Origin of the sequence: Bradyrhizobium betae, assembly GCF_004123905.1 — a bacterium.
Classification (GTDB): domain Bacteria; phylum Pseudomonadota; class Alphaproteobacteria; order Rhizobiales; family Xanthobacteraceae; genus Bradyrhizobium; species Bradyrhizobium betae_A.
This window is the reverse complement of sequence record NZ_MZXW01000013.1, coordinates 180672-203649: the sequence shown is the minus strand read 5'-3', so window position 1 is coordinate 203649 and position 22978 is coordinate 180672. Positions and strand designations below refer to the sequence as shown.

26 protein-coding genes are annotated in these 22978 nt (G+C 64.7%); 14 read left to right on the top strand and 12 right to left on the bottom strand.

Annotation, left to right across the window (positions count from 1 at the left end):
- Positions 1-55: 55 nt before the first annotated feature.
- Positions 56-2908: a PAS domain S-box protein gene (locus B5V03_RS06955; RefSeq protein ID WP_129268520.1), complete on the bottom strand. Its 2853-nt coding sequence runs from the start codon at positions 2906-2908 to the stop codon at positions 56-58.
- 195 nt (positions 2909-3103) lie between these two features.
- Here B5V03_RS06955 and B5V03_RS06950 point away from each other — a divergent pair, with 195 nt between their 5' ends.
- Positions 3104-3490 (top strand): response regulator, encoded by a 387-nt coding sequence (locus B5V03_RS06950; protein ID WP_129268519.1) that lies wholly within the window; start codon positions 3104-3106, stop codon positions 3488-3490.
- An 89-nt stretch (positions 3491-3579) separates the two neighbouring features.
- Here the strand turns inward: B5V03_RS06950 and B5V03_RS06945 are convergent, their stop codons facing one another.
- The 5 genes from B5V03_RS06945 to B5V03_RS06925 all read right to left on the bottom strand — a co-directional run bounded on the left by B5V03_RS06945 (position 3580) and on the right by B5V03_RS06925 (position 8660).
- Positions 3580-4698 carry a branched-chain amino acid ABC transporter substrate-binding protein gene (locus B5V03_RS06945; protein ID WP_129268518.1) on the bottom strand — a complete coding sequence of 373 codons (1119 nt, stop codon included), beginning with the start codon at positions 4696-4698 and terminating at the stop codon, positions 3580-3582.
- A 149-nt stretch (positions 4699-4847) separates the two neighbouring features.
- Positions 4848-5588, bottom strand: coding sequence for an ABC transporter ATP-binding protein (locus tag B5V03_RS06940; protein WP_129268517.1), 741 nt, complete (start codon positions 5586-5588; stop codon positions 4848-4850).
- On the bottom strand, positions 5585-6415 hold the full coding sequence (locus B5V03_RS06935; protein WP_129268516.1) for an ABC transporter ATP-binding protein: 831 nt from the start codon (positions 6413-6415) through the stop codon (positions 5585-5587). Before B5V03_RS06935 ends, B5V03_RS06940 begins: the two co-directional genes overlap by 4 nt.
- Positions 6412-7731 (bottom strand): high-affinity branched-chain amino acid ABC transporter permease LivM, encoded by a 1320-nt coding sequence (livM, locus tag B5V03_RS06930; RefSeq protein ID WP_129268515.1) that lies wholly within the window; start codon positions 7729-7731, stop codon positions 6412-6414. Before livM ends, B5V03_RS06935 begins: the two co-directional genes overlap by 4 nt.
- An 11-nt stretch (positions 7732-7742) precedes the next feature.
- Positions 7743-8660 (bottom strand): ABC transporter permease subunit, encoded by a 918-nt coding sequence (locus B5V03_RS06925; RefSeq protein WP_129268514.1) that lies wholly within the window; start codon positions 8658-8660, stop codon positions 7743-7745.
- A 308-nt stretch (positions 8661-8968) separates the two neighbouring features.
- On the opposite strand from B5V03_RS06925, the gene B5V03_RS41365 reads away from it, so the two are divergent.
- Both B5V03_RS41365 and B5V03_RS06915 read left to right on the top strand, forming a co-directional pair.
- A complete protein-coding gene (locus B5V03_RS41365) occupies positions 8969-9130 on the top strand; it encodes a hypothetical protein (RefSeq protein ID WP_164987830.1) in 162 nt (53 codons plus the stop codon).
- 188 nt (positions 9131-9318) lie between these two features.
- A complete protein-coding gene (locus B5V03_RS06915; protein WP_129268513.1) occupies positions 9319-9843 on the top strand; it encodes a hypothetical protein in 525 nt (174 codons plus the stop codon).
- Here B5V03_RS06915 and B5V03_RS06910 read toward each other — a convergent pair.
- The 3 genes from B5V03_RS06910 to B5V03_RS06900 form a co-directional block, all read right to left on the bottom strand.
- Complete coding sequence (locus B5V03_RS06910) at positions 9805-10197, bottom strand: carboxymuconolactone decarboxylase family protein (RefSeq protein ID WP_129268512.1); 393 nt, start codon at positions 10195-10197, stop codon at positions 9805-9807. The two genes, B5V03_RS06915 and B5V03_RS06910, sit on opposite strands and share 39 nt — an antisense overlap.
- 107 nt (positions 10198-10304) lie before the next feature.
- Positions 10305-11087 (bottom strand): 3-oxoadipate enol-lactonase, encoded by a 783-nt coding sequence (pcaD, locus tag B5V03_RS06905; RefSeq protein WP_129268511.1) that lies wholly within the window; start codon positions 11085-11087, stop codon positions 10305-10307.
- A gap of 19 nt (positions 11088-11106) precedes the next feature.
- A complete protein-coding gene (locus tag B5V03_RS06900; protein WP_129268510.1) occupies positions 11107-12462 on the bottom strand; it encodes a 3-carboxy-cis,cis-muconate cycloisomerase in 1356 nt (451 codons plus the stop codon).
- Between the two features lie 171 nt (positions 12463-12633).
- On the opposite strand from B5V03_RS06900, the gene B5V03_RS06895 reads away from it, so the two are divergent.
- The 11 genes from B5V03_RS06895 to adhP all read left to right on the top strand — a co-directional run bounded on the left by B5V03_RS06895 (position 12634) and on the right by adhP (position 21649).
- Positions 12634-13080 carry an SRPBCC family protein gene (locus B5V03_RS06895; RefSeq protein ID WP_129268509.1) on the top strand — a complete coding sequence of 149 codons (447 nt, stop codon included), beginning with the start codon at positions 12634-12636 and terminating at the stop codon, positions 13078-13080.
- A 151-nt stretch (positions 13081-13231) separates the two neighbouring features.
- Positions 13232-13717 (top strand): (2Fe-2S)-binding protein, encoded by a 486-nt coding sequence (locus B5V03_RS06890; protein ID WP_129268508.1) that lies wholly within the window; start codon positions 13232-13234, stop codon positions 13715-13717.
- A 33-nt stretch (positions 13718-13750) separates the two neighbouring features.
- Positions 13751-14557, top strand: coding sequence for an FAD binding domain-containing protein (locus B5V03_RS06885; protein WP_129268507.1), 807 nt, complete (start codon positions 13751-13753; stop codon positions 14555-14557).
- 62 nt (positions 14558-14619) lie between these two features.
- Positions 14620-15525, top strand: a complete 906-nt coding sequence (locus tag B5V03_RS06880; protein WP_129268506.1) for an AAA family ATPase — start codon at positions 14620-14622, stop codon at positions 15523-15525.
- A 60-nt stretch (positions 15526-15585) separates the two neighbouring features.
- Complete coding sequence (locus tag B5V03_RS06875; RefSeq protein WP_129268505.1) at positions 15586-16788, top strand: vWA domain-containing protein; 1203 nt, start codon at positions 15586-15588, stop codon at positions 16786-16788.
- Between the two features lie 11 nt (positions 16789-16799).
- On the top strand, positions 16800-17123 hold the full coding sequence (locus B5V03_RS06870) for an XdhC family protein (RefSeq protein WP_007602422.1): 324 nt from the start codon (positions 16800-16802) through the stop codon (positions 17121-17123).
- A 2-nt stretch (positions 17124-17125) separates the two neighbouring features.
- The gene (locus tag B5V03_RS06865; protein WP_129268504.1) at positions 17126-17827 is read left to right on the top strand and encodes an XdhC family protein; all 702 of its coding nucleotides are present in this window, start codon (positions 17126-17128) and stop codon (positions 17825-17827) included.
- Positions 17824-19428: an NTP transferase domain-containing protein gene (locus B5V03_RS06860; protein WP_129268503.1), complete on the top strand. Its 1605-nt coding sequence runs from the start codon at positions 17824-17826 to the stop codon at positions 19426-19428. Before B5V03_RS06865 ends, B5V03_RS06860 begins: the two co-directional genes overlap by 4 nt.
- 191 nt (positions 19429-19619) lie before the next feature.
- Positions 19620-20009 (top strand): DUF4189 domain-containing protein, encoded by a 390-nt coding sequence (locus tag B5V03_RS06855; protein WP_129268502.1) that lies wholly within the window; start codon positions 19620-19622, stop codon positions 20007-20009.
- Between the two features lie 65 nt (positions 20010-20074).
- Complete coding sequence (locus B5V03_RS06850) at positions 20075-20485, top strand: DUF2000 family protein (RefSeq protein WP_129268501.1); 411 nt, start codon at positions 20075-20077, stop codon at positions 20483-20485.
- A gap of 138 nt (positions 20486-20623) precedes the next feature.
- Entirely contained in the window at positions 20624-21649 is a 1026-nt protein-coding gene (gene adhP / locus B5V03_RS06845; RefSeq protein ID WP_129268500.1) for an alcohol dehydrogenase AdhP, read from the top strand.
- A gap of 4 nt (positions 21650-21653) precedes the next feature.
- Here adhP and B5V03_RS06840 read toward each other — a convergent pair whose 3' ends face one another.
- From B5V03_RS06840 to B5V03_RS06830, 3 genes are read right to left on the bottom strand one after another with little or no spacing between them, the layout of a single operon-like run.
- Positions 21654-22067 (bottom strand): GFA family protein, encoded by a 414-nt coding sequence (locus tag B5V03_RS06840; RefSeq protein WP_129268499.1) that lies wholly within the window; start codon positions 22065-22067, stop codon positions 21654-21656.
- A gap of 12 nt (positions 22068-22079) precedes the next feature.
- Positions 22080-22541: an SRPBCC family protein gene (locus B5V03_RS06835; RefSeq protein ID WP_129268498.1), complete on the bottom strand. Its 462-nt coding sequence runs from the start codon at positions 22539-22541 to the stop codon at positions 22080-22082.
- Positions 22538-22873: an ArsR/SmtB family transcription factor gene (locus B5V03_RS06830; protein WP_129268497.1), complete on the bottom strand. Its 336-nt coding sequence runs from the start codon at positions 22871-22873 to the stop codon at positions 22538-22540. Before B5V03_RS06830 ends, B5V03_RS06835 begins: the two co-directional genes overlap by 4 nt.
- Positions 22874-22978: the final 105 nt, after the last annotated feature.

Genomic DNA, 22978 nt, shown 5'->3' with positions numbered 1-22978 from the left:
AACCAAATCGCATCGCGCTGCTAGCTATCTGCGATAGCGTACCGATGCCGCAGGCTCAACTCGCAAGCGCCGTCCTGAGCATCTTGGCGAGCTCGGATTTGCGGTAGGGTTTTGCGAGCAGCAACACGCCGGAGTCGAGCCGGCCATGATGGACGATCGCGTTCTCGGTGTAGCCCGAGGTGAACAGCGTCTTCAGGTCGGGACGCCGCCGCACCGCCTCATCGGCAAGCTGGCGGCCGTTCATGTGGCCCGGCATGATGATGTCGGTGAAGAGCAGGTCGATGCCCTTGTCGGCATCGATGATGGTGAGGGCTTCGGCCGCGTTAGCGGCCTCGAGCGCGGTATAGCCGAGGCTCTTGATCTGGGTCACGACATACTGCCGGACGAGCGTGTCGTCCTCGACGATCAGGATCTTCTCGCTGCCCCCCGTGATGGGTACGTTCTGGAGCACCTCGTACTCGGTTTCCTGCACGCCAGTCGAACGCGGCAGGTAGATCTTCACGCTCGTGCCGTGGCCTTCCTCGCTGTAGATCTTGATGTGCCCGCCGGACTGCTTGACGAAGCCGAACACCATGCTCAAGCCCAGGCCGGTGCCCTTGCCGACCTCCTTGGTGGTGAAAAAGGGATCGAACACCCGCTCGATCAGATCCGGCGGAATGCCGGTGCCGGTGTCGCTGACCGCTATCATCACATAGTTGCCGGCGACGACGTCGGGATTCATGCTGGCATAGCCGTCGTCGAGGAAGATGTTGCGGGTCTCCAGCACCAGGGTGCCGCCATCAGGCATGGCGTCGCGCGCGTTCAGCGCAAGATTGAGGATCGCGGTAGAGAGCTGGCCCGGGTCCACCAGTGTCGGCCAGGCGTCCTCGGTCAGCTGCGGCATGATGGTGATCTGCTCGCCCAGCGTCGGATGCAGCAGCTTGGCGGCCTCGAGCGTCAATGCGTTGACGTCGATCTCGCGTGGCTGGAGCGGCTGCTTGCGGGCAAAGGCGAGCAGGTGTTTTGTCAGTTGCGCGCCGCGTTCGGCGGCGTCGTCGATCAGCTTGGTGATGGCGGCGAGCTCGGGCCGGTCGGCCACGGCATCCGCCAAAATGCCGATCGTGCCGGTGATGACGGTCAGCACGTTGTTGAAGTCGTGGGCGACGCCGCCGGTCAGCTGGCCGATGGAATCCATCTTCTGGACCTGCCTGAGCTGGGCCTCGGCGGCCTGCTTCTCGGTCAGGTCGCGGCCGATGAAGAAATGCCGCTTCACGGGCTCCGACCAGGTGCCCATCCAGTTCAGCGTGACCTCGTGCCCGTCGTGGTGGTAGTAGCGCGCCTCGAAGCTGCGCTTGACCGCGCCGCGCCGCGCCGTGCGCATCTCGTCCCGCGTCTTCTCGAGGTCATCGGGGTGAATGAACTCGGTCGCACTGTGCCCGACCATGTCGTCCGGGCTGAGGCCGAGAATGGCGGTGACGCTGGGGCTGACCTGGACGAAATTGCCAAATCCGTCGGTGACCAGGATCAGGTCCTGCGAGGTTTCGAAGATGCGTTGGCGCTCCTCGATCTCGCGGTTGAGAGCGGACTCCGCTCGCTTCCGCTCGGTGATGTCGCGGACCACTTTGGAGGCGCCGATGATGTTGCCGTCGCGCGATCGCAGTGGAACCTGGCTCAGCATCACGTCGATGGGCTGGCCGTTCTTGTGTAGCCGCACGGTCTCGTGCTGGTCGATCACCCCGCCGTTGCGGGTGCTGGCCAGCATTTCGTCGACTTCCTCGCGCTGTCCCTCGGACATGATGATGTCGACCTGACGGCCGATCGCCTCCTCGGCGGAATAGCCGAAGACGCGCTCCGCAGCATGGTTCCAGGACGTGATGGTGCCGTCGAGCGACTTCGTGATGATGGCGTCGTTGGAGGACTCCACGACCGCGCTGAACAGCCGCTCGCGCTCCGCATAATAGTTTCTCTCCGTGCTCGACTGCCGCTGGAGTGCGCCGACCATGCCCGCCATGTTGGCCTGGAGGCGCACGTTCTCGATGAGCAGCACCGCGAGCACGAAGCTCGACGCGCCGAGGCCGTAGAGCCGGCCGGCATAGAAGCCGAGATCGAAACGCGCGACGTTGACGATCGCCGACAGCGCGATATCGAACAGCCAGGCGCACATCGTGACCATGAGCCAGACGTCGATCACGGTGTGCGGCTTGCGAAACCACAGCATGAACAGCGCGGCGAAACTCAAGGACCACACGAACGAGACCACGCCGATCATGGTGCTGGTGTAATGGCCGTCCTTCAGCAAGATCGGCAGCAGGTCGTGCTGCGCCGTCACGAGCCAGGCGAAAACGGCCATTGCGATGAGCACGCCAACGACGGAGAGAGCAACCGCGCGCGACGTCGAGCCCGCAATCCTGTTGCCGCCAGTGTTGTCCTTCCGCGAGGCATAGCCCAGGACGAACAGCGGGAAGCCGCCGTGCCAGATCATGTAGAGCCAGACGGTGGTCTGCGAGCTGGCGCCGAACAGTCCGGTCGGGGCAAACAACCCCGGGAAGGTGAGGGCGTGGGTTACCGCAGCCGTGGCCGTGAACAGATAGCCGGTCGACAGCAGTAGCAGCCCGCGGCTGCGCAGGACGGCAAACTGCGACAGCAGCAGAACGGCAGTGATGATGTCGCTGACCGCGAGCGCCGACTGGTAGCTCGCCACGAAGGCTGGCACCTGCACGAGCGGCATGCCGGCAAACGGTACCGCCAGCGCGAACAGGATCGCGGAGATCCCGACGATCGCCATTGCCGTCCTGCGGTCGCTCTGCGTCGCCGGCAAGGTCGACAGGAAGGTGCTTCGGTCGTTGGGCGCTAGCACGTCGATCTCTCGTAAGCCGGCATGGTGACCTCGTACGTCAATCTCTTCCGGCCGGACAGCCGCTACTTTCATGGTAGCGGACTCCGGGCGCGCATCCTGACGGAAAGCGCTTGCGACTCAACCGAGGGTTACAGCTTACTTAACTTGGAGGGCGACTCGGAACGGGTAATTGGTAAGAAGTGCTTTACTGGCACGTATTCATACTGCCTTGTCGCCCTTTTGCGGTGAATTGAACCAATTAATGAGACGGATCCGGGAGTTGTTCCCATGCCGCGTGTGCTCGTTGTCGACGACCAGAAGGACGTCCGCGCGATGGTGGCGATCGTGCTTCGGGTCAACCATTATGACGTGGTCGAGGCCGAGAGCGGCGCGGCGGGCCTGAAGGCTTTCGGCGAAGGCGTTTTTGATGCCGCGATTGTCGATATTTTCCTGGCCGACACCAGTGGCGTTGACGTCATGGTGGCCATTCGTGAGCGGGTTCCGGGGTTTCCGATCGTCGCAGTCTCCGGCATGACCGCGCTGGATTTCATCGGCGAGGCTCCCGGGCTGGCCGACGTGGTGTGCCTGCAAAAGCCGTTTCGGCCGAACGATCTCCTGCAAGCCCTGCGGAAGGCCCAGGCTGCAGCGGGCGGCGAACTCTCGGCCGTCGTCTGACCGTGCTGCAAAAGGAAACGCCCCGGCGAACCGGGGCGTTGGGGCCGATCTGGTTAAAGGCGATTGGTTAAAGGGTCAGCCTTCCTGTCTCAGGTGCCGTTGCCCTTGATCTCGGCGTAGCCGCCTTTGGCGTCCCACTTGTACACGACATAGTCGAGCTGCTTGATATCGCCCTTGGCGTCGTACTCGATCGGGCCGATCACGGTGTCCCACTTGCCGGCCTTCATCGCTTCCATGACCTTCTTGGCGTCGGTGGTGCCGGCCTTCTTGGCGGCCTGCGACCAGACCTGCATCGCCGCATAGGTGTAGAGCGTGTAGCCTTCGGGGTCGATGTTCTTGGCCTTGAAGGCATCGACGATCTTTTTCGCGGTCGGCTTGTTGCGCGGGTCGGGGCCGAAGGTGAACAGCGTGCCTTCGCCGGCCGGGCCGGTGATGGAGGCGAACTCCTTGTCGGCGAGCGCGTCGCCGGCCATCAGAATGGTCTTCAGGCCCTGGTCGCGCATCTGGCGCACCATCAGGCCAGACTCCTGATGGTAGCCGCCGACATAGACGAGGTCGATGTTGTCCTTCTTCAGGCGCGACACGATCGCGTTGAAGTCCTTGTCGCCCTTGTTGTAGGACTCGTACATCTTCTCGGTGATGCCGGCCTTGTTGAGCGCCTTCTTGGTCTCGTCGGCCAGACCCTTGCCGTAGGTGGTCTTGTCGTTGAGGATCGCGATGTTCTTTCCCTTGAAATTCTTCGCGATGTACTGCGCCGCGATCAGGCCCTGCTGATCGTCGCGGCCGCAGACGCGCGCCACGTTCCACAGCTTGCGCTCGGTGAAGAGCGGGTTGGTGGAGGCTGGGGTGATCTGGAGCACGTTACCGTCGGCATAGGCTTCCGAGGCCGGGATCGACGACGACGAGCAATAGTGCCCGGCGACGAACGGGATCTTGGCGCCGGCGATCTTCTCGGCGATCGAGCGCGCCTGCTTGGGATCGCAGGCATCGTCCTCGACGGAAAGCGCGAGCTTCTTGCCGTTGACGCCGCCGGCGGCGTTGATGTCAGACACGGCCATCTCGGCGCCGTTCTTCATCTGGCGGCCGAAGGCGGACTCGCCGCCGGTCATCGGACCAGCGACTGCGACGGTGACATCCTGCGCGAATGCTGCGCTCGATAGCGCGAGCGATGCGCCGAATGCCAGACCGATGAGCTTCAGTGATTTCATGAGATACCTCGCGGGTGGTCGCCTGTGGAAGTTGCCGGATACGCCCGGTCCAAACCGGCGCCATTCTTGAATGAATCCTGGGAGAAGTCACCGGCAAAATACGGGCATTGGCGGAGATATCTCGCCGCATTCGGCCGCACATGGCCGTCTCAGCCGTGCCGGCCGCCTTCCAGATAGGCGGCGCGAATCTCGGGGCGCTGCAACAACTCGGCGCCGGTGCCCGCCAGCGTGATCAGGCCATTGACCATGACGTAGCCGCGATGGGCGAGCTTGAGCGCATGGTTGGCGTTCTGTTCGACGATCAGCACGGTCAGGCCGTCCTGCCGGTTCAGGGTGCGGATCGCGTCGAAAATCTGGCGGGCGATCAGCGGCGCCAGCCCGAGCGAGGGCTCGTCGAGCAGGAGCAGGCGCGGGCGGCTCATCAAGGCGCGGCCGATCGCCAGCATCTGCTGCTCGCCGCCCGATAGCGTTCCGCCGCGCTGGGCGTAGCGCTCCTTCAGGCGCGGAAACAGCGAGAACACCCGCTCGAGCGTCGCGTCGCGTTCCGCCTCCGTGCATCCGGTGGCGTCCGCCCCCATCTGGAGGTTCTCCGCCACGCTCATCCGTGGGAAGATGCGCCGCCCCTCCGGCGACTGCGCGATGCGCAAATGCGCGATCTCGTGGGTGGGAACGTCGGTGATGTCGCGGCCCTCGTACAGGATCTGGCCGGAACGGGCGCGCGGCTTGCCGAAGATCGTCATCATCAGCGTCGATTTGCCGGCGCCGTTGGCCCCGATCAGCGCCACGATCTCGCCGGCATTGATCTCGACATCGACGCCCTTCAGGGCCTCGATCTTGCCATAGGCGGCGCGAAGGCTGCGGATCGCGAGCAGGGGAGCGGGGGACGTCACGACCCGCTCTCCATCACGGCCACGGCTTCTTCCTCGTCGGTGCCGAGATAGGCTGCGATCACCTTGGGATCGTCGCGGACCTCGCGCGGGGAGCCTTGCGCGATCTTCACGCCATGGTCCATCACCACGATGTGGTCGGAGATTTCCATCACCACCGACATGTCGTGCTCGATCAGCAGGATCGAGGTGCCATCGTTACGGATCGACAGCAGAAGCTCGCTCAACGCCGCGCTTTCGCGGGCATTGAGGCCGGCGGCGGGTTCGTCCAGGCACAGCAGCGCGGGCTCAGTGCACATCGCGCGCGCGATCTCGAGCCGGCGCTGGTCGCCATAGGCGAAATTGCCGGCAGCGTCGTCGGCGCGGTCGAGCAGGTTGACCCGCTTGAGCCAGTCGGTGGCGAGATCGATCGCACGCTTTTCGGCATCGCGGTAGGTAGGGACGCCGAGGAGGCCGAGGAGGGTGAAGCCGGAGGCGCGCATCAGCGCGTTGTGCTGCGCCACCATCAAATTTTCCAGTGCGGTCATGCCGGGAAACAGGCGGATGTTCTGGAAGGTGCGGGCGACCTTGGCCTGCTTGGCGATGCGGAAATCGTTCAGCCGCTCCAGCGCGATCGTCCTGCCGTCGTCATGGCTGAGGCGAATGGTGCCGCCGCTCGGCTTGTAGAAGCCGGTGATGCAGTTGAAAACGGTGGTCTTGCCGGCGCCGTTCGGCCCGATCAACGCGGTGATCTTCTTCCGCTCGGCCGCGAAGGAGAGGTCCTGCACGGCGACGATGCCGCCGAAGCGCATGGTCAGCCGGTCGACGCTGAGAATGGTGTCGCCGCTCATCCGTGACCTTCCTTGACGAGGTCGGAGGAGATCGCCTGCGCCTGGGTCAGGTACACGGTCGGGGCGCGATGGCCGATCAGGCCGCGCGGCCGCCAGATCATGATCAGCACCATGGCCATGCCGAACACCAGCATGCGGTAGGTCTCGAGGCTGCGGAACAGCTCGAAGCCGCCGATCATGGCGAGGGCGGCGAGCGCAACACCGAGCTGCGAACCCATGCCGCCGAGCACCACGATCGCAAGCACCAGCGCCGATTCCTGGAAGGTGAAGGATTCCGGGCTGATGAAGCCCTGGCGCGTGGCGAAGAATGCACCGGCAAAGCCGCCGAACATCGCACCCGTCGCGAACGCGGTGAGTTTTGTGGTCGTGGTGTTGATGCCGAGCGCGCGGCAGGCGACCTCGTCCTCGCGCAAGGCTTCCCAGGCCCGACCGATCGGCAGGCGGCGCAGCCGGATCGTCACCCAGTTGGTGAGCAGCGCGAGCGCCAGGATCAGATAGAACAGGAAGATGATGCGATGGGTCGTCGAGTATTCGATGCCGAGCTTGGCAGCGAGCCCGTCATCGCTGTTATCGAGCGGAATGCCGAAGAAGGACGGACGGGGAATGCCGGAGACGCCGTTTGGGCCGCCGGTCAGCTCCTGCCAGTTGATGATGACGAGGCGGATGATCTCGCCGAAGGCCAACGTCACGATGGCGAGGTAGTCGCCGCGCAGGCGCAGCACGGGGAAGCCGAGCAGCACGCCCCAGAACGCGGCGAGGATGCCGGCAAGCGGCAGGCAGACCCAGAACGACCAGCCGAAATTGGTGGCCAGCAGTGCGTAGGAATAGGCGCCGACCGCATAGAACGCGACGTAGCCGAGATCGAGCAGGCCCGCGAGCCCGACCACCACGTTCAATCCCCAGCCCAGCATCACATAGGTGAGCACGAGGATCGCGAGATCGAGGATGTAGCGCTGGTCATAGAAGATGACCGGCACCAGCAGCGTGAAGATCAGCAGTGCCGGCGCGAGGTAGCGGCCGACGAACGACATGCCGCTCTGCACCGCCGGCGGAATGAGCTTCTCAGTGCCGGTCGGGCCGATCCATTGCCGCAAGAGATCGATCACGATCGAGCCGCCGAAGACGGCGGCGACGAGGGAGGCGAGCTCGCCGAAGCGCGTCCAGTAGGTGAGCTGGCCGTCGGAGCCCGCCTCGGTGCGGACGCCGACCATCAGCGAGAACAGCACCAGCGCGATCAGCGCGTTGACGAAGGCTGTCTTCAGGAGGGCGAGGATGCCCGTTGCAGGTTTGGCCGTATTGGTCGAGGGAGCTGTCACGCGGCGGTCCGTCAGACTTTTTCGACTTCGGGACGGCCGAGCAGGCCGGTCGGCATGAAGATCAGCACGACGATCAGGATCGAGAACGCCGCGACGTCCTTGTACTCGACCGAGAAATAGGCCGACCAGAACGTCTCGATCAGGCCGATCGCAAGACCGCCGAGCATCGCGCCGGGCAGCGAGCCGATGCCGCCGAGCACGGCCGCGGTGAACGCCTTGATGCCGGCGACGAAGCCCATGAAGAAATCGACCAAGCCGTAATAGAGCAGGTACATTAGGCCCGCGACCGCGGCGAGCGCCGCGCCGATCACGAAGGTCATGGAGATGGTGCGGTCGACGTCGACGCCGAGCAGCGCCGCCATGGTCTGGTCCTGCTCGCAGGCGCGCATGTCGCGCCCGAGCCTTGTGCGCGACACCAGCCAGGTGAAGAGCGCCAGCAGCACGATGGTGGTGACGACCACTATGATCTGGATGTTGGAGAGCTGGATGACGAACCCGTCCGCGCTCTCATGCAGCGTATAGCCGCCGGTGACGAGCGGCGGGATCGGCTTGACGCGGGCGCCTTGCGCGACCTGCGAGTAGTTGGTCAGCACGAACGACATGCCGATCGCCGACAGCATCGGGGCGAGGCGGAAGGAATGGCGCAGCGGCCGGTAGGCGATGCGCTCGATGGTCCAGCCATAGAGCGCGGTGATCGCCATCGCGACCAGCAGCACCACGAGCAGGATCACCGGGATCGCAGTCAGGCCGAGCGAGACCAGGATCAGGAAGGTGATCAGGGCGATGAAGCCGCCGATCATGAAGACATCGCCATGGGCGAAGTTGATCATGCCGACGATGCCGTAGACCATCGTGTAACCGATGGCGATCAGGCCGTAGATCGAGCCCAGGACGAGACCGTTGATGAGTTGCTGGGCGAAATAATCCATGCGCTGCCGTTACCAAACCTGACGTGGCTCAAAGGGAGCTTTTCGAGAGAGGGTGCTTTGAGTTTCTTGTCGGGCCCCGGCAGCCCTAAGCATTCTTCTCGTTTTGTAACAGGAGGGAACTGGCGGCTGCAACTGGGCTGGCCTCGGCATAAGGGCTTGTACAGAGGTCATTTCGGCTACGGATGTCACGGCCCGGTTCCGTAAATGCGAGGAACCTGGTTCCGCGAGCAACCAAACGAGCAAACTAGCAACCAAAATGGATGCCCGCCGTTAGCTCCGTCCTGACGTCCAACCAGGGAGTTCCCCCAATGACGAAGCAGCAGAACCAGAATCCGGGCCAGCAGGGCCAGAACCCGGGCCAGCAGCAGGGTGGTGGCCAGAAACCCGGACAGCAGCAGCAGGATCCGCAGCGCCAGGGCGACAAGCCCGGCCAGCAGCAGGGCGGTAAGCACGGCCAAGACAACAAGTAGCTACAACAAGTAGCTTTGGAAGCCCAGATTGGCCTCGCCGTAAGGCGGGGCCTTTTCTTTTGGGCGCGCCGCCCGGCAGCCCGGTTAAGGTAAACAAAGGGTTTAAATTGCCGCCACAGTCTCATGCGAGTTAGCTCCCGGCAAAGCCTTCCCATTGAAGGCGCGGTGCAGGCGAAGCGGGAAGCGGCATGTTCAGGAATTGGCGGATCGGCACAATCAACGGCGCGCTGCTGGCGGCCTATTTCATCCCGGCCTGGACGCTGGTCGCCTTCAACATCATGGTCGCGCCGGTGCACGGTCTCTACGAGCGGCCGAGCGTCGCGGTGGCGCTGTTCCTGAGCGACAATCTTCAGATGGCGGGGATGGACACGGTGCGTGCCGCCTGGCTGCTGGCGCTGGGCCGGCTGACCGTCGTGGCGTTCTTCGCGATCTATCTTGCGCTTCTGTGCATTCCGCGCGTCCGCAAGAATGGCGGCAGCGACGAGGCGCTCGGCATTGCGCTGGCGATCGGCAGTATCATCTCGTTTGCGAGCATGGTCATGGCCTCGAAGGTCGGCGAAATGGCCGCACTCCGGCTGCACGCCACCGAGCTGCTGCTGCTGCTCGGGGCCGCCATCGTGGTGGTCATCGAACGGCCCGAGGCGACGCCGAAGACCGTCGAGGTGACGGCGCCGCTAGCTCTTGAGCAGGCCGAGCTCCTGCACAATCGCTGAGGCTTCCTTGACGGCGTGGTTCGCCGCCGGCACGCCGCAATAGATCGCCTGCTGCAACAAAATTTCCTTGATGTCGTCAGGGGTGAAGCCGCCCTCGGCGAGCGCTGCGCGCACATGCAGGCGGAACTCGTCCCATTGCCCGAGTGCGACCATGGTGCCGATCACCAACACGCGCCGCGTCCGTTCGTCGAAATGCGGACGCGTCCAGATATCGCCCCAGGCATAGCGCGTGATCATGTCCTGGAAGTCGGTGTTGAAGGCGTTGCGGTTGGCGATCGACTTGTCGACCCAGGCATTGCCCAGCACCTTTCGGCGTACATTCATGCCGGCATCGCGGCGCTTCTGGTCGTCCATTGTTCTTTCCTCCTTCGTCATTGCGAGCGAAGCAGCAATCCAGGAATGTGTCCGCGGAGACAGTCTGGATTGCTTCGTCGCTACGCTCCTCGCAATGACAGCTGTTGTCAGCGCTGCGTCAAAAATCCCACCACCGCATCCGTAAACGCATGCGGCTGCTCGACATTGGAAATGTGGGCGGCGTCGATGATGGTCATGCTGGCGCCGGGAATGTTCGCGCGGATCAGCTCGCCCGCGGAGATCGGCGTTGCCATGTCATGGCGGCCGGCGATGACAAGCGTCGGGCTCTTGATCTCAGGCAACAACTCGCGCTGGTCGAGCGTCGACAGCGCCTCGCAGCAGGCGAGATAACCCTCCACAGGGGTCGCAAGCAGCATCGATTTCATCTTCGCAGCGATGTCGGGCTCGCGCTCGCGAAAATCCTGGGTCAGCCAGCCCGCGATCACGGCATCGGCGACGGCCGCGATGCCGCCCTTCTTCAGCGCGTCGATGCGCTCCAGCCATTTGGTCGGCTCGGCATAGTAGCAGGAGGTGTTCGCGAGGATGAGCTTGCCGAAGCGCTCCGGCGCATTGGCGCCCAGCCATTGCCCGACCATGCCGCCCATCGACAGGCCGCACCAATGCACCTTCTCGATGTTGAGGTCGTCGAGGATCGCCAGCACGTCGCGGCCGAAACGCTCCATCGTGTAGGGGGCGGGCGGGACGTTGGATTTGCCGTGGCCGCGGCGGTCGTAGCGGATGACGCGGAATATCTGCGTCAGCGCCTTCATCTGCGGCTCCCACATCTGCAGCGTGCAGCCGAGCGAGTTGGACAGCATCAGGGTCGGTCCGCCGTCGCGGCCCTCGACGGAGACGTTGATCAGGCAACCGTCGGCATCGATCATGGGCATGCGGCGTCTCCGTCGTATCTTATTCGCGGTCGAGGCTGTCGAGCAGCCGGTCGATCAGGGCCTGGGAAGCCCCTTGATAGGCCATCGGCTCGAACAATGCCGCAATTTTTTCCGGCGTCAGATGCGCAGTGACCAGCGAATCGGCCGACAGCACCTCGCGCAGATGCTTCTTCTCGGCGACCGCGCGCTTGCTGGCGGCCTCGATCAGATGATGCGCATCGCTCTTGCCGATCTTGTCGGCCAGCGCGAAGGTGACGGCCTCGGCCATGATCAGCCCGTGCGTTGCATCGAGATTGTTGCGCATGCGCGCGGCGTCGACGTCGAGGCCCTCGGCGATATCGACGATGGCGGCAAGCGCGCCGGAGGTAACCAGCATCAATTGCGGCAGCGTCGGCCATTCCGCATGCCAGGGCCCGGCGCTGCGCTCATGGTCCTGCACTTGCGCTGCAAATATCGTCGCGGCGAGCTGCGGCGCCATGGTCGCGCAGCCCAGCGCGCTCGCGGCAGCAACCGGGTTGCGCTTGTGCGGCATGGTCGATGAGCCACCGCGGCCTTCGCCGGCGGGCTCGAACGCTTCGCCGACATCCGTCTGCATCATCAGCGAGACGTCGCGCGCGATCTTGCCGCAGCTCCCGGCGAGAATCGCGAAGCATGATGCGGCTTCCGCAATCCGGTCGCGATGGGTATGCCAGGGCGCCTCGGGCAGCGGCAGGTTGAGTTCCTGCGCGAGTCGCTCGGCAACTGCGAGTCCCTTGTCGCCGAGAGCTGCAAGCGTGCCGGCGGCGCCACCGAATTGCAGTGCCAGGCCCTCGCGATTTAGCCGCCGCAGGCGGCAGCGGGCGCGGGCGAGGCTCGAGGCGTATTCGGCGGCCTTCAGCCCGAACGGCATCGGCAGCGCGTGCTGAAGCCAGGTCCGCGCCACCATCGCGGTGTCGCGGTGCTTGCGTGCCAACGCGGCAAAGCCCTTGATGGCGCGGCTGAGATCGGCGTCCAGCGCAGCGATGCCGGCGCGGAGCGTGAGCATGGTCGCGGTGTCGATCACGTCCTGGCTGGTCGCGCCCCAATGCACGTAGCGCGCGGCCTCCGCATCGGCCTTGCCGACATTGGCGGTCAGCATCTTGACCAGGGGAATCGCGAGATTGCCGGATCGCGTCGCAGCCTCGGCCAGGGCTGCCATGTCGAAGGCGTCAGCCTTGCAGGCGGCTTCGATCGGGCCCACGGCGGATGCGGGAATGACCCCCGTGGCGGCCTCGGCCCGTGCCAGGGCTGCCTCGAAATCGAGCATGTTTTGCAGCGTGGACCGGTCGTCGCAGACGGCGCGCATGGCTGCGCTCGACAGCATCGGCGCGAGCAGGGGGGAGAGGGCTGTGCTCATGTTGCGCGCGACCTAATCACCATGGCTCCGCTGTGCCAATCCCAAACCGGCGGCGCAAGCCTTTTGCAGGTGCGAATATGCATTGCACGTGACCGGGGGGCACCCTTTCCTTTGCGGCCTTCGTGCGTTACTTGAGCAGCATTATAGTGACGCATCCCGGGAGGCACCCCCATGGCCATGACGATGAACGGCGAAGTCCAGCTTGCGGCGCCGCGCGAGGCCGTGTGGGAGAAGCTCAACGATCCAGTGGTGCTGAAGGCCTGCATTCCCGGCTGCGAGGAGCTGGAGAAAACCGACGATGGCGGCTTCCGCGCCACGGCGAAAATGAAGGTCGGGCCGGTGTCGGCGCGCTTCAAGGGCAAGGTCACACTCAGCGATCTCGACCCGCCGAACGGCTACAAGATATCAGGTGAAGGCGAGGGCGGCGTGGCCGGCTTTGCCAAGGGCGGCGCAGTGGTCAAGCTTGCCGAGAAGGATGGCGGTACGCTTCTGTCCTACGAGGTCGAGGCGCAGATCGGCGGCAAGTTGGCGCAGCTCGGACAGCGCCTGATCAACGGCGCCGCCAAGAAGCTGGCCGACGAGTTTTTCACGAACTTCGCCAAGGCTGTACAGGGCTAACGGTACAGGACTGAAGGCCATCCTTTTGGCATGGCGCCTTGCGTCCGGGGCGATGTTGCCCCCGGGCATAATGGCCCATATGATAGGTTGGAATAACTATAAGAAAGAACCGCTTCGACGGGACCCGTCGGGGCGCTGACAGAGAGTGCTTATGGCAAAAATCTCCCTCATCGTGAACGGCAATCCTGTTACGGCCAACGTCGATTCCCGCACACTCCTGGTGCAGTTCCTGCGTGAAAATCTGCGCCTGACCGGCACCCATGTCGGCTGCGACACCTCGCAGTGCGGCGCCTGCGTCGTGCATCTCGACGGCAAGGCCGTGAAGTCCTGCACCACGTTGGCGGTGATGGCCGATGGCCATGAGGTCAAGACCATCGAGGGGCTGGCCGCTGACGGCGCGCCGCTTCATCCGATGCAGGAAGCCTTCCGCGAGCACCATGGCCTCCAGTGCGGCTTCTGCACGCCCGGCATGATCATGACCGCGATCGACATCGTCCATCGCAAGGGCAACGAGCTCGACGACCACACCATCCGGGAAGAACTAGAAGGCAATCTCTGCCGCTGCACCGGCTACCAGAACATCGTCGCCTCGATCTCCGCCGGCGCCAAGGCGATGGCGAAATCCGACCTCGCCTAAACCGCGCGCGCATTCCGCGATCAGGACATTCAGATGTACGAATTCAAATACCATCGCCCCGGCACCGTCCGGCAGGCCGCCAACCTCCTGGTGAAGAACGAAGACGCCAAGCTGGTCGCCGGCGGCCACACGCTGATTCCCGTCATGAAGCAGCGCCTCGCCAGCCCCCCGCATCTCGTCGACCTCTCCCATATCGAGGGGCTCAACACGATCGAGATGAAGGGCCGCGCGCTCGTGATCGGGGCCACCGCCAAGCATGCCGAGGTCGCGACTTCCGCGATCGTCGGTGAAGCCATTCCGGCGCTTGCGAGCCTTGCCGGCGGAATCGGCGATCCCGCCGTGCGCCACAAGGGCACGATCGGCGGCTCGCTCGCCAACAATGATCCGACCGCGGACTATCCGGCGGCCGTGCTCGCGCTCGGCGCGACCATCGTCACCAACAAGCGCCGCCTCAAGGCGGAAGAGTTTTTCCAGGGGCTGTTCACGACGGCGCTGGAGGCCGACGAGATCATCACCAAGGTGATGTTCCCGCTGCCGAAGAAGGCCGCCTACGTCAAGTTCCGCAACCAGGCCTCGCGCTACGCGCTGGTCGGCGTGTTCGTGGCGCGGCGTCCGTCGGACGTGCGCGTTGCCGTCACCGGTGCCGGCTCAGATGGCGTCTTCCGGGTCGAGGCGTTCGAGGAAGCGCTGAAGAAGCGTTTTGCTTCGAAGGCCCTGGAAGGCATCGAGGTGCCGGCGAACGGGCTCAACAGCGACATCCACGGCAGCGCCGAATACCGCGCGCATCTCATCGGGGTGCTGACGCGGCGCGCCCTCGATGCTGCCAACGCCAAGGCGTGAGTGAACCTCACGCCTCGGCCCAAACTTGTCCCCGGTGAGGGCGTAGCGAGACTGGCTTTTTCATGACTCTCACGGCTCTGCCGGCATCGGTCGATGCGATGCTCGAACTTCTCACTTCGCGCGGCTATCTCGCGGAGCGATCGCTGGCCACGGTGACCTATTTGTCGCTGCGTATGGGCCGGCCGCTGTTCCTGGAAGGCGAGGCCGGCGTCGGCAAGACCGAGATCGCAAAGGTGCTGTCGGCGGCGCTGGGGCGCAAGCTGATCCGCCTGCAGTGCTATGAGGGCCTCGACGTCTCCTCGGCCGTCTACGAGTGGAATAGCGCTGCGCAGATGATCGCGATCCGGATGGCGGAAGCCGCTGGCGACACCGATCGGGACCAGCTCTCGAGCGACATCTTCGCCGACCGCTACATGATCAAGCGGCCGCTGCTCCAGGCGCTGGAGCCCGACGTTGCGGGACCGCCGGTGCTGCTGATTGACGAGCTCGACCGCGCCGACGAGGCGTTCGAGGCGTATCTTTTGGAAATCCTCAGTGACTTCCAGGTGACCATCCCCGAATTCGGCACGGTGAAGGCGCCGCATCCGCCGATCGTCATCATCACCTCCAACCGCACCCGCGAGATCCACGACGCGCTGAAGCGGCGCTGTCTCTATCACTGGGTCGATTATCCCGCCGCCGACCGCGAGCTCGCGATCGTCAAGTCGCGCGTGCCCGGCATCTCTGCCAAGCTGTCGCAGCAGGTCGTGCGCTTCGTGCAGGCGCTGCGCAACCAGGATTTTTACAAGTCGCCCGGTGTCGCCGAGACCATCGATTGGGCCACGGCGCTGTCGGAACTCGACGCCCGCTCGCTGACCCCGCAAGTGGTCGGCGACACGCTTGGCGCGCTGCTCAAGTACCAGGACGACATCACCCGGATGCAGGGTGACACCCTGCAAAAGGTGCTGAAGGAAGCGACGAGCGACTAGCTCGTCATTCCAGGCTCGCGCCGGCGCGCCCCGGAATGACGAGGGGATGGATACGAGACCATGGCCATCAACCACCTTGCGCCCGAGCAGACCGAGCAGTTCGCCGACAACATCGTCGGCTTTGCCCGTGCGCTGCGTTCGGCCGGCATGCCGGTGGGCCCAGGCGCTGTCATCGACGCCATGAGCGCGCTCCAGGTGATCGATATCGGCAATCGCGCCGACGTCTTCACCACGCTGGAGGCGATCTTCGTCAAGCGTCACGAGCATGCGCTGATCTTCAAGCAGGCCTTCAACCTGTTCTTCCGCGCCTCGGAAGAGTGGAAGCACATGCTGGATTCGGTGCCGCTGCCGGAGCAGGCCAAGAAGAAGCCGCAGGCCGGCTCCCGCCGCGTGCAGGAGGCGATGTCGCAGCCGCGCATGACCGAGACATCGCAGCACCAGGAGCAGGATCTGCGCCTGTCGGTCTCCGACAAGGAGATCCTTCAGAAGAAGGATTTTGCGCAGATGAGCGCGGCCGAGATCACCGAGGCGTTGCGCGCCATCGAGCGGATGCGGCTGCCGCAGGCCGAGCTGCTGACGCGCCGGCACCGGCCCGATCCGCATGGCCTGCGGATCGATTTGCGCCGCACGCTGCGCACCTCCTTGCGGACCGGCGGCGAGATCATCGACATCCAACGCCTGGGGCGGATCGAGAAGCCGGCGCCGATCGTGGCGCTGCTGGATATCTCGGGCTCGATGAGCGAGTACACCCGCCTGTTCCTCCATTTCCTCCATGCTGTCGGCGACGCGCGCAAGCGCGTCTCGGTGTTCCTGTTCGGCACCCGCCTCACCAACGTCACCCGGGCGCTGCGCCAGCGCGACCCAGACGAGGCGCTGGCGAGCTGTTCGGCCTCGGTCGAGGACTGGGCCGGCGGCACGCGGATTTCGGCTTCGCTGCACAACTTCAACAAATTGTGGGCGCGGCGGGTGCTGAGCCAGGGCGCCATCGTGCTGCTGATCTCCGATGGGCTGGAGCGGGAGGCCGATTCCAGGCTGTCCTTCGAGATGGACCGGCTGCACCGGTCCTGCCGGCGGCTGATCTGGCTCAACCCGCTTTTGCGGTTCGGCGGGTTCGAGGCCAAGGCGCAGGGCATCAAAATGATGCTTCCGCACGTTGACGAATTCCGTCCGGTACATAATTTGAGTTCGATCCAGGAGCTGATCACGACGCTCTCCCGGCCGCTGCCGCCGCATCACCGCAGCTTGATCCGCTCCGCAGCCTGAGAGGCAAAGCCATGCTCGATCGCGACGAGGATATCCTGAAGGCGGCTGAGGACTGGCAGAAGGCCGGCCGTGGTGTCGCGCTGGCGACGGTCGTGGAGACCTGGGGCTCGGCGCCGCGCCCGGCGGGCTCGAGCCTCGTCATCAACGACGAAGGCACCTTCCTGGGTTCGGTCTCCGGCGGCTGCGTCGAGGGCGCCGTGGTCACCGAGGCCATGGATGTGATCCAGAGCGGCAAGCCGCGCATGCTGGAATTCGGCGTCGCCGACGAGACCGCCTGGAATGTCGGGCTGTCCTGCGGCGGCACCATCCGCGTCTTCGTCGAGAAGGTCGGCTAGCCGTGAAGCTCGCAATTTTGCACGAACTCAACGCCGAGCGCGCCGCACGCCGCCCGGCGATCCTGGTGACCGACACCGAGAACGGCGAGCAGCGCCTGGTCAAGGCCGCAGATTTTGCCAATGACCCGCTGCGTGCCGAACTCGACAAGCAGCTTCGCATGGGCAAGAGCGGCAATGTCGAGGCCGGCGGCAAGAAACTGTTCCTCAACGTCTACGCGCCGACCGCTAAGCTCGTCATCGTCGGTGCGGTCCATATCAGCCAGGCCTTGGCGCCGCTGGCGCGCTCGCTCGGCTATGACGTCACCGTTGTTGATCCGCGCACGGCCTTTGCGAGCCCCGAGCGTTTTCCTGACATTCCGCTGGTCGCAGAATGGCCCGACACGGCGTTGCCGCCGCTCAATGTCGATGCCTACACGGCTTTCGTCGCCGTGACGCACGATCCCAAGATCGACGATCCCGCACTGCTGCACGCCTTCGAGCGCAACTGCTTCTATATCGGCGCGCTCGGCTCGCGGAAGACGCATGCCAAGCGCGGCGACCGCTTGAGGGCTCAGGGCGCCAAGGATGCGGACATCGCGCGTATCCACGCGCCCATTGGGCTAGCGATCGGCGCGGTCTCGCCGTCCGAGATCGCGGTGTCGATCATGGCCGAGATCACGGCGGTGCTTCGGCTGCCCCCCAAAGAAAAAGAAGAAGCGGCATGAAGTTCGGCCCGGCGAGCCCCATGGATGCGATCGGCGGGGTGACCGTCCACACCCTGCGTCAGGGACCGCTGGTGCTGAAGAAGGGCACGACGATCGGCCCGGCCGAGGTCGAGTCGCTCACACGTGCGGGCATCAAGGACATCGTGGTGGTGCGGATGGAGGAGGGCGACGTCTCCGAAGACGTGGCGGCTGCCAGCATCGCGCTCGCCGTCGGCGGCGAGGGCATCCATGTCGAGCGCGCCTTCACCGGCCGCGCCAACCTGTTCGCCGCATGCCCGGGCGTGCTGGTGATCGACCGCGCCGCGGTCGACCGCATCAACAATATCGACGAGGCCATCACCTTCGCGACGCTGACCGCTTTCAAGCCGGTGGTCGAAGGCGAGATGGTCGGCACCGTCAAGATCATCCCGTTCGGTGTCGAAGGCCATTTGCGCGATGCCGCGGTGAAGGCCGCCGGCCACGACGTGCTGAAGATCGCGCCTTACACGATCAAGCGCGTCGGCGTGGTCTCGACGCTGCTGCCGGGGCTCTCTTCGAAGGTGATCGACAAGACCCTACGCGTCACCGCCGAGCGGCTTGCGCCGGCTGGCGCCAGCATTATCGCCGAGCGGCGGGTGCAGCACGAAGAGCGTGCGCTGTCCGCCGCGATCAAGGAATTGCTCACTCTTGGCGCCGAGCTTGTCATCGTGTTCGGGGCCTCCGCGATCGCCGACCGTCGCGACGTGATCCCGGCAGCGGTCACGAGTATCGGCGGCGAGATCGAGCATTTCGGCATGCCGGTCGATCCGGGCAACCTTCTGCTGATCGCGCGCGCCGGCGGTGTGCCTGTGCTGGGCGCGCCGGGCTGCGCGCGCTCGCCGGTCGAGAACGGGTTTGACTGGGTGCTGATGCGGCTGCTCGCCGGCATCAAGGTGACGCGCTCCGAGCTGATGGGCATGGGCGTCGGCGGCCTCCTGATGGAGATCGTGACGCGGCCGCAGCCCCGAGCAGAACCCGCGATCGAAGGCAATAGCCACGTCGCGGCCATCGTGCTCGCGGCCGGACGCTCGACGCGGATGGGCGGACCGAACAAGCTCTTGGCCGAGCTCGATGGCAAGAAGCTGGTGCGAATTGCGACCGAGCAGGCGCTGGCCTCCAAGGCATCCGAGGTGATCGTCGTGACCGGCCATCAGACCGAGCTGGTCGAGCAGGCGCTGCAAGGCCTGAACGTCAGGTTCGTCAAGAACCCGGATTTCGCCGGCGGCATCGCGAGCTCGGTCAAATCAGGCATCGCGGCCGTGCCGGAGACTTGCGACGGCGCCGTGGTTTGCCTCGGCGACATGCCGCTGATCGATGCCGGCCTGATCGACCGCCTCATCGACGGCTTCGCGCCGGACCGCGGCAACTTGATCGTCGTGCCCGTCAGCGAGGGCCGCCGCGGCAATCCCGTGCTGTGGTCGCGCCGCTTCTTCAAGGAGTTGATGGCCCTCGACGGCGACGTCGGCGCGCGGCATTTGATCGCGAAGCACACCGAGGCGGTCGCCGAAGTGCCAGTGGATGGCGAGAGCGCTTTCCTCGACATCGACACGCCGCAGGCCTTGGAAGCGGCAAGGCGCGGATAGTGCCGTAGGGTGGGCAAAGCAAAGCGTGCCCACCAATTTTCGATAGCGGATAGATGGTAGGCACGGCGCTTCGCGCCTTTGCCCACCCTACGGCACCTCTCGATCCTCCCGATTTCAACTCCCCGTTCACCATCTGGAAACGACCGGCGCTTACAGTGGCTTCCACTTGCCTTGGGGGGAGGGGTTTTTCCATGGCTTCGAACGTCGTCGCGCGCCGCTGCGCGATGTTTTTCTTTGCGCTGTCGGTTTGTGTTGCTGGCGCTCGCTATATGACAGAAGCCCACGCCGCCGGCGCCTTTGCGGTCGGCAAATGCGGGGCCTATGGCCAGGCCTTTGATTATGGCGCCGAGCACGACGCCCGCGCCGCGGCGCAGAAGCAGTGCAAGGGCGACTGCACGACGGTCACGATGAAGCGCGCCTGCGCTGCGATGTCGGTCGATCTGTCCAACCCTTGCGGCGCCTATGGCTATGCCGTCAAGCCGAAGATCTCCGCCACGCTCAACGCCGCCACGCGCGAATGCTACAAATACGGCGGCAAGGAATGCGTGATCCGCGCCTGGGCCTGCGACGCGAAGGGTTGATTCCCCTTGCCGTCATTCGGGGGCGATGCGTAGCATTGCCCGAGGAATGACATTCGAGGAATTGCATGCAGTTCGACACCAAGATTGCCGCCGTGATCCGCACCGACCTTCAGGCCTGGCAGAAGCTCAACGTCGCGGCCTTTCTCACCAGCGGTATTGCCGCGGCCTTTCCTGAATGCATCGGTGAGGCTTACGAAGACGCCTCGGGCACGCCGTATCTCTCGCTGATCGGCCAGCCGATCCTGATCTACGGCGCCGACGGTCCGGCGCTGTCGCGCGCGCTCGACCGTGCGCTGACGCGCAACGTCAAGCCGGCGGTCTATACCGAGGACATGTTCAAGACCACGCATGATGCGGCCAACCGCGAGGCGGTGAGGGCGGTGGCGCGAACCGATCTCAATCTCGTCGGCCTCGCCATGCGCGCCGAGCGCAAGGTGATCGACAAGATCGTCGACGGCCTCAAGTTCCATAGCTGACGGCGGGCTCTGCGCCACATCGTCATCGCAGCGTCATGATCGCGCCTGCGATCAATAAACTTGTGTTGTTTGACTCCAATCAAGGGCGCGCCAACTGGCATCGCTAGTCTGCTCCAAATATTGCAAAGGAGCAGACACATGCCGACCATGAAAGCCGCAGTCGTCAGACAATTCGGCAAGCCGCTGGTGATCGAGGACGTGCCGGTGCCGCAGCCCGGTCCCGGTGACGTCCTGGTCAAGGTCAAGGCCTGCGGCGTCTGCCACACCGATCTGCACGCCGCCTCCGGCGACTGGCCGGTGAAGCCGGTGCCGCCCTTCATTCCCGGCCATGAGGTTGCCGGCACCGTTGCGGCACTCGGGCCCGGCGTGAAAAATCTCAAGGTGGGCGACGCCGTCGGCGTCGCCTGGCTGCATGATGCCTGCATGTCTTGCGAATATTGCGAGACCGGCTGGGAGACGCTGTGCGAGCACCAGCACAACACCGGCTATAGCGTGAATGGCGGCTTTGCCGAATATGTCATCGCTTCGGCCGCCTTTGCGGCAAAGCTGCCGGCGACGATCGATTTCGCTGCCGTCGCGCCGATCCTCTGCGCCGGCGTCACCACCTACAAGGGATTGAAGGAGACCGAGGCAAGGCCCGGCGAGTGGGTCGTGATCTCAGGCGTCGGCGGGCTGGGCCACGTCGCGATTCAATATGCCAAGGCGATGGGGCTCAAGGTCGCAGCCGTCGATATCGCCGAGGACAAGCTCGCGCTTGCACGCGAAACCGGTGGCGATCTCGCCGTCAATGCGCTCGCGGCCGATTCCGTGGACAAGGTGCTCGCGGCAACCGGGGGAGGCGCCCACGGCGTGTTGGTGACGGCGGCGTCGACCGCGGCGTTCGCGCAGGCGCTGAAGATGGTCCGGCGCAAGGGCACGGTCAGCCTCGTTGGCCTGCCGCCGGGTGAATTCCCGACGCCGATCTTCGACGTCGTGCTCAAGCGCATCACTGTGCGGGGCTCCATCATCGGCACCCGCCGCGACCTGAACGAAGCCATCGCCTTCGCCACCGACGGCAAGGTGAAGGCCGAGGTGACGAAGGTGCCGCTTGCGCAGATCAACGACGTCTTCGAGCGGATGGAGGCCGGCAAGATCGACGGCCGCATGGTGCTGGATTTCGGCTAGCACCTCACCCTGGCGGCATGCCGGCGAATTTTGGCAGGTCGGGATCGAGGCGATCCCAATCATGTCCGCGGGCGGCGTAGGTGACGACCTGCGGCTTGTATCGCGCAGGCTCGTCGAGGCTTGCGGCGCGGATGGTGAAGATGTCGGGCATGGCGGCGAAGGTCAGGTAGACCGGCAGGCCGCATTGCGTGCAGAAACCGCGCGTCTTCACATTGCCGCTGTCACCGGTCATGTCCCAGTGCTTGGCTTCGCCCGTCACGGTGACGCCTTCGCGCGCGAAGGTCATGTAGGAGCCGTGGCCGCTGCCGCTTTCCCGCTGGCAGTCCCGGCACTGGCAGTGATTGCTGAACAGCGGCTCACCGGTGATCTCATAGCGGATCGCGCCGCAAGCGCAGCCGCCGGTAAAAGGTTTGTCCATTGCGATATCTCCTCACTCTTCGCCGCTGATGTCGTCGAGCTGGCGGACGACCTTCTTCCAGCCGCCGCTCATGCCCGTGTAGGCCGACTCGTTCCTGGGCAGGACAAAGCCTGCATGGACGAGGCGGATCCGCGTGCCGGCTTCGACCGGGGTGAGGGACCAGGTCACGACGGTGTCGAGTGGCGCGCCGTAGCCGGTGTTGCGCGCATCGCCGCCTTTCCAGGCGTAGACGAGGCGCCTGAAAGCCACGACCTCCAGAACCCGGCAATGGATCACGCCGTCCCAGGCGCCGCCCGGTTTGGTCTGGAACGTGAAGGCTTTGCCTTCGACGGCTTCGAAGCCGGTCGGCTGCATCAGCCAGCGCGCGATCAGTTGCGCACTGGTCAGCACCTTCCAGACCGTCTCCGGCGCATGGGGGAGCACCTCGTCGATAACGATGTCTTTTGTTTCAGCTTTCAACGCGGCAGCACTCACGGATCGATCTCCTTCAAGAGGTCACGCAGATTCTGGAAGCGCTCACGCCAGAAGACGCCGTAATGATCCATCCAGGTCACCAGCGGCTCGAGCCCTTCAGGCGCGGCGCGGTAATAGACGTTGCGGCCTTCGGCGCGCTCGGCGACAAGGCCGGCCTTCTTGAGCGACTTCAGGTGCTGCGAGATCGCGCCCTGGGTGACGCCGCTGCCGCGCGTCAGCTCGGCGACACTGATCTCCTTGCTCTCGAACACGCGCTCGAACACGGCGCGGCGAGTCGGATCGGCGAGGGCGCGCATCACGGTGGTGACGGGATTTGGGGTGGCTTCGATCATGGCGTTTCAATTAGCGGATGCTAATGCATTAGTCAATGCTAATTAATTGCCTGGTTGTGTCTGCCTTCTTGACTTGACCATGACTGACCAGTCAGTCATATATTG

Excerpts from the sequence above, each read along its gene's own strand:
- B5V03_RS41365 (WP_164987830.1), top strand. The coding sequence starts at position 8,969 with ATGACGAAGCAGCAGAACCAGAATCCGGGCCAGCAGGGCCAGAACCCG.
- B5V03_RS06935 (WP_129268516.1), bottom strand. The coding sequence starts at position 6,415 with ATGAGCGGCGACACCATTCTCAGCGTCGACCGGCTGACCATGCGCTTC.
- B5V03_RS06850 (WP_129268501.1), top strand. The coding sequence starts at position 20,075 with ATGCAGTTCGACACCAAGATTGCCGCCGTGATCCGCACCGACCTTCAG.
- B5V03_RS06830 (WP_129268497.1), bottom strand. The coding sequence starts at position 22,873 with ATGATCGAAGCCACCCCAAATCCCGTCACCACCGTGATGCGCGCCCTC.
- B5V03_RS06875 (WP_129268505.1), top strand. The coding sequence starts at position 15,586 with ATGGCCATCAACCACCTTGCGCCCGAGCAGACCGAGCAGTTCGCCGAC.
- B5V03_RS06855 (WP_129268502.1), top strand. The coding sequence starts at position 19,620 with ATGGCTTCGAACGTCGTCGCGCGCCGCTGCGCGATGTTTTTCTTTGCG.
- B5V03_RS06910 (WP_129268512.1), bottom strand. The coding sequence starts at position 10,197 with ATGGACGACCAGAAGCGCCGCGATGCCGGCATGAATGTACGCCGAAAG.
- B5V03_RS06950 (WP_129268519.1), top strand. The coding sequence starts at position 3,104 with ATGCCGCGTGTGCTCGTTGTCGACGACCAGAAGGACGTCCGCGCGATG.
- adhP (WP_129268500.1), top strand. The coding sequence starts at position 20,624 with ATGCCGACCATGAAAGCCGCAGTCGTCAGACAATTCGGCAAGCCGCTG.
- B5V03_RS06895 (WP_129268509.1), top strand. The coding sequence starts at position 12,634 with ATGGCCATGACGATGAACGGCGAAGTCCAGCTTGCGGCGCCGCGCGAG.
- pcaD (WP_129268511.1), bottom strand. The coding sequence starts at position 11,087 with ATGCCCATGATCGATGCCGACGGTTGCCTGATCAACGTCTCCGTCGAG.
- B5V03_RS06945 (WP_129268518.1), bottom strand. The coding sequence starts at position 4,698 with ATGAAATCACTGAAGCTCATCGGTCTGGCATTCGGCGCATCGCTCGCG.
- B5V03_RS06890 (WP_129268508.1), top strand. The coding sequence starts at position 13,232 with ATGGCAAAAATCTCCCTCATCGTGAACGGCAATCCTGTTACGGCCAAC.
- B5V03_RS06870 (WP_007602422.1), top strand. The coding sequence starts at position 16,800 with ATGCTCGATCGCGACGAGGATATCCTGAAGGCGGCTGAGGACTGGCAG.
- B5V03_RS06840 (WP_129268499.1), bottom strand. The coding sequence starts at position 22,067 with ATGGACAAACCTTTTACCGGCGGCTGCGCTTGCGGCGCGATCCGCTAT.
- B5V03_RS06860 (WP_129268503.1), top strand. The coding sequence starts at position 17,824 with ATGAAGTTCGGCCCGGCGAGCCCCATGGATGCGATCGGCGGGGTGACC.
- B5V03_RS06955 (WP_129268520.1), bottom strand. The coding sequence starts at position 2,908 with ATGAAAGTAGCGGCTGTCCGGCCGGAAGAGATTGACGTACGAGGTCAC.
- B5V03_RS06915 (WP_129268513.1), top strand. The coding sequence starts at position 9,319 with ATGTTCAGGAATTGGCGGATCGGCACAATCAACGGCGCGCTGCTGGCG.
- B5V03_RS06885 (WP_129268507.1), top strand. The coding sequence starts at position 13,751 with ATGTACGAATTCAAATACCATCGCCCCGGCACCGTCCGGCAGGCCGCC.
- B5V03_RS06925 (WP_129268514.1), bottom strand. The coding sequence starts at position 8,660 with ATGGATTATTTCGCCCAGCAACTCATCAACGGTCTCGTCCTGGGCTCG.
- B5V03_RS06880 (WP_129268506.1), top strand. The coding sequence starts at position 14,620 with ATGACTCTCACGGCTCTGCCGGCATCGGTCGATGCGATGCTCGAACTT.
- B5V03_RS06900 (WP_129268510.1), bottom strand. The coding sequence starts at position 12,462 with ATGAGCACAGCCCTCTCCCCCCTGCTCGCGCCGATGCTGTCGAGCGCA.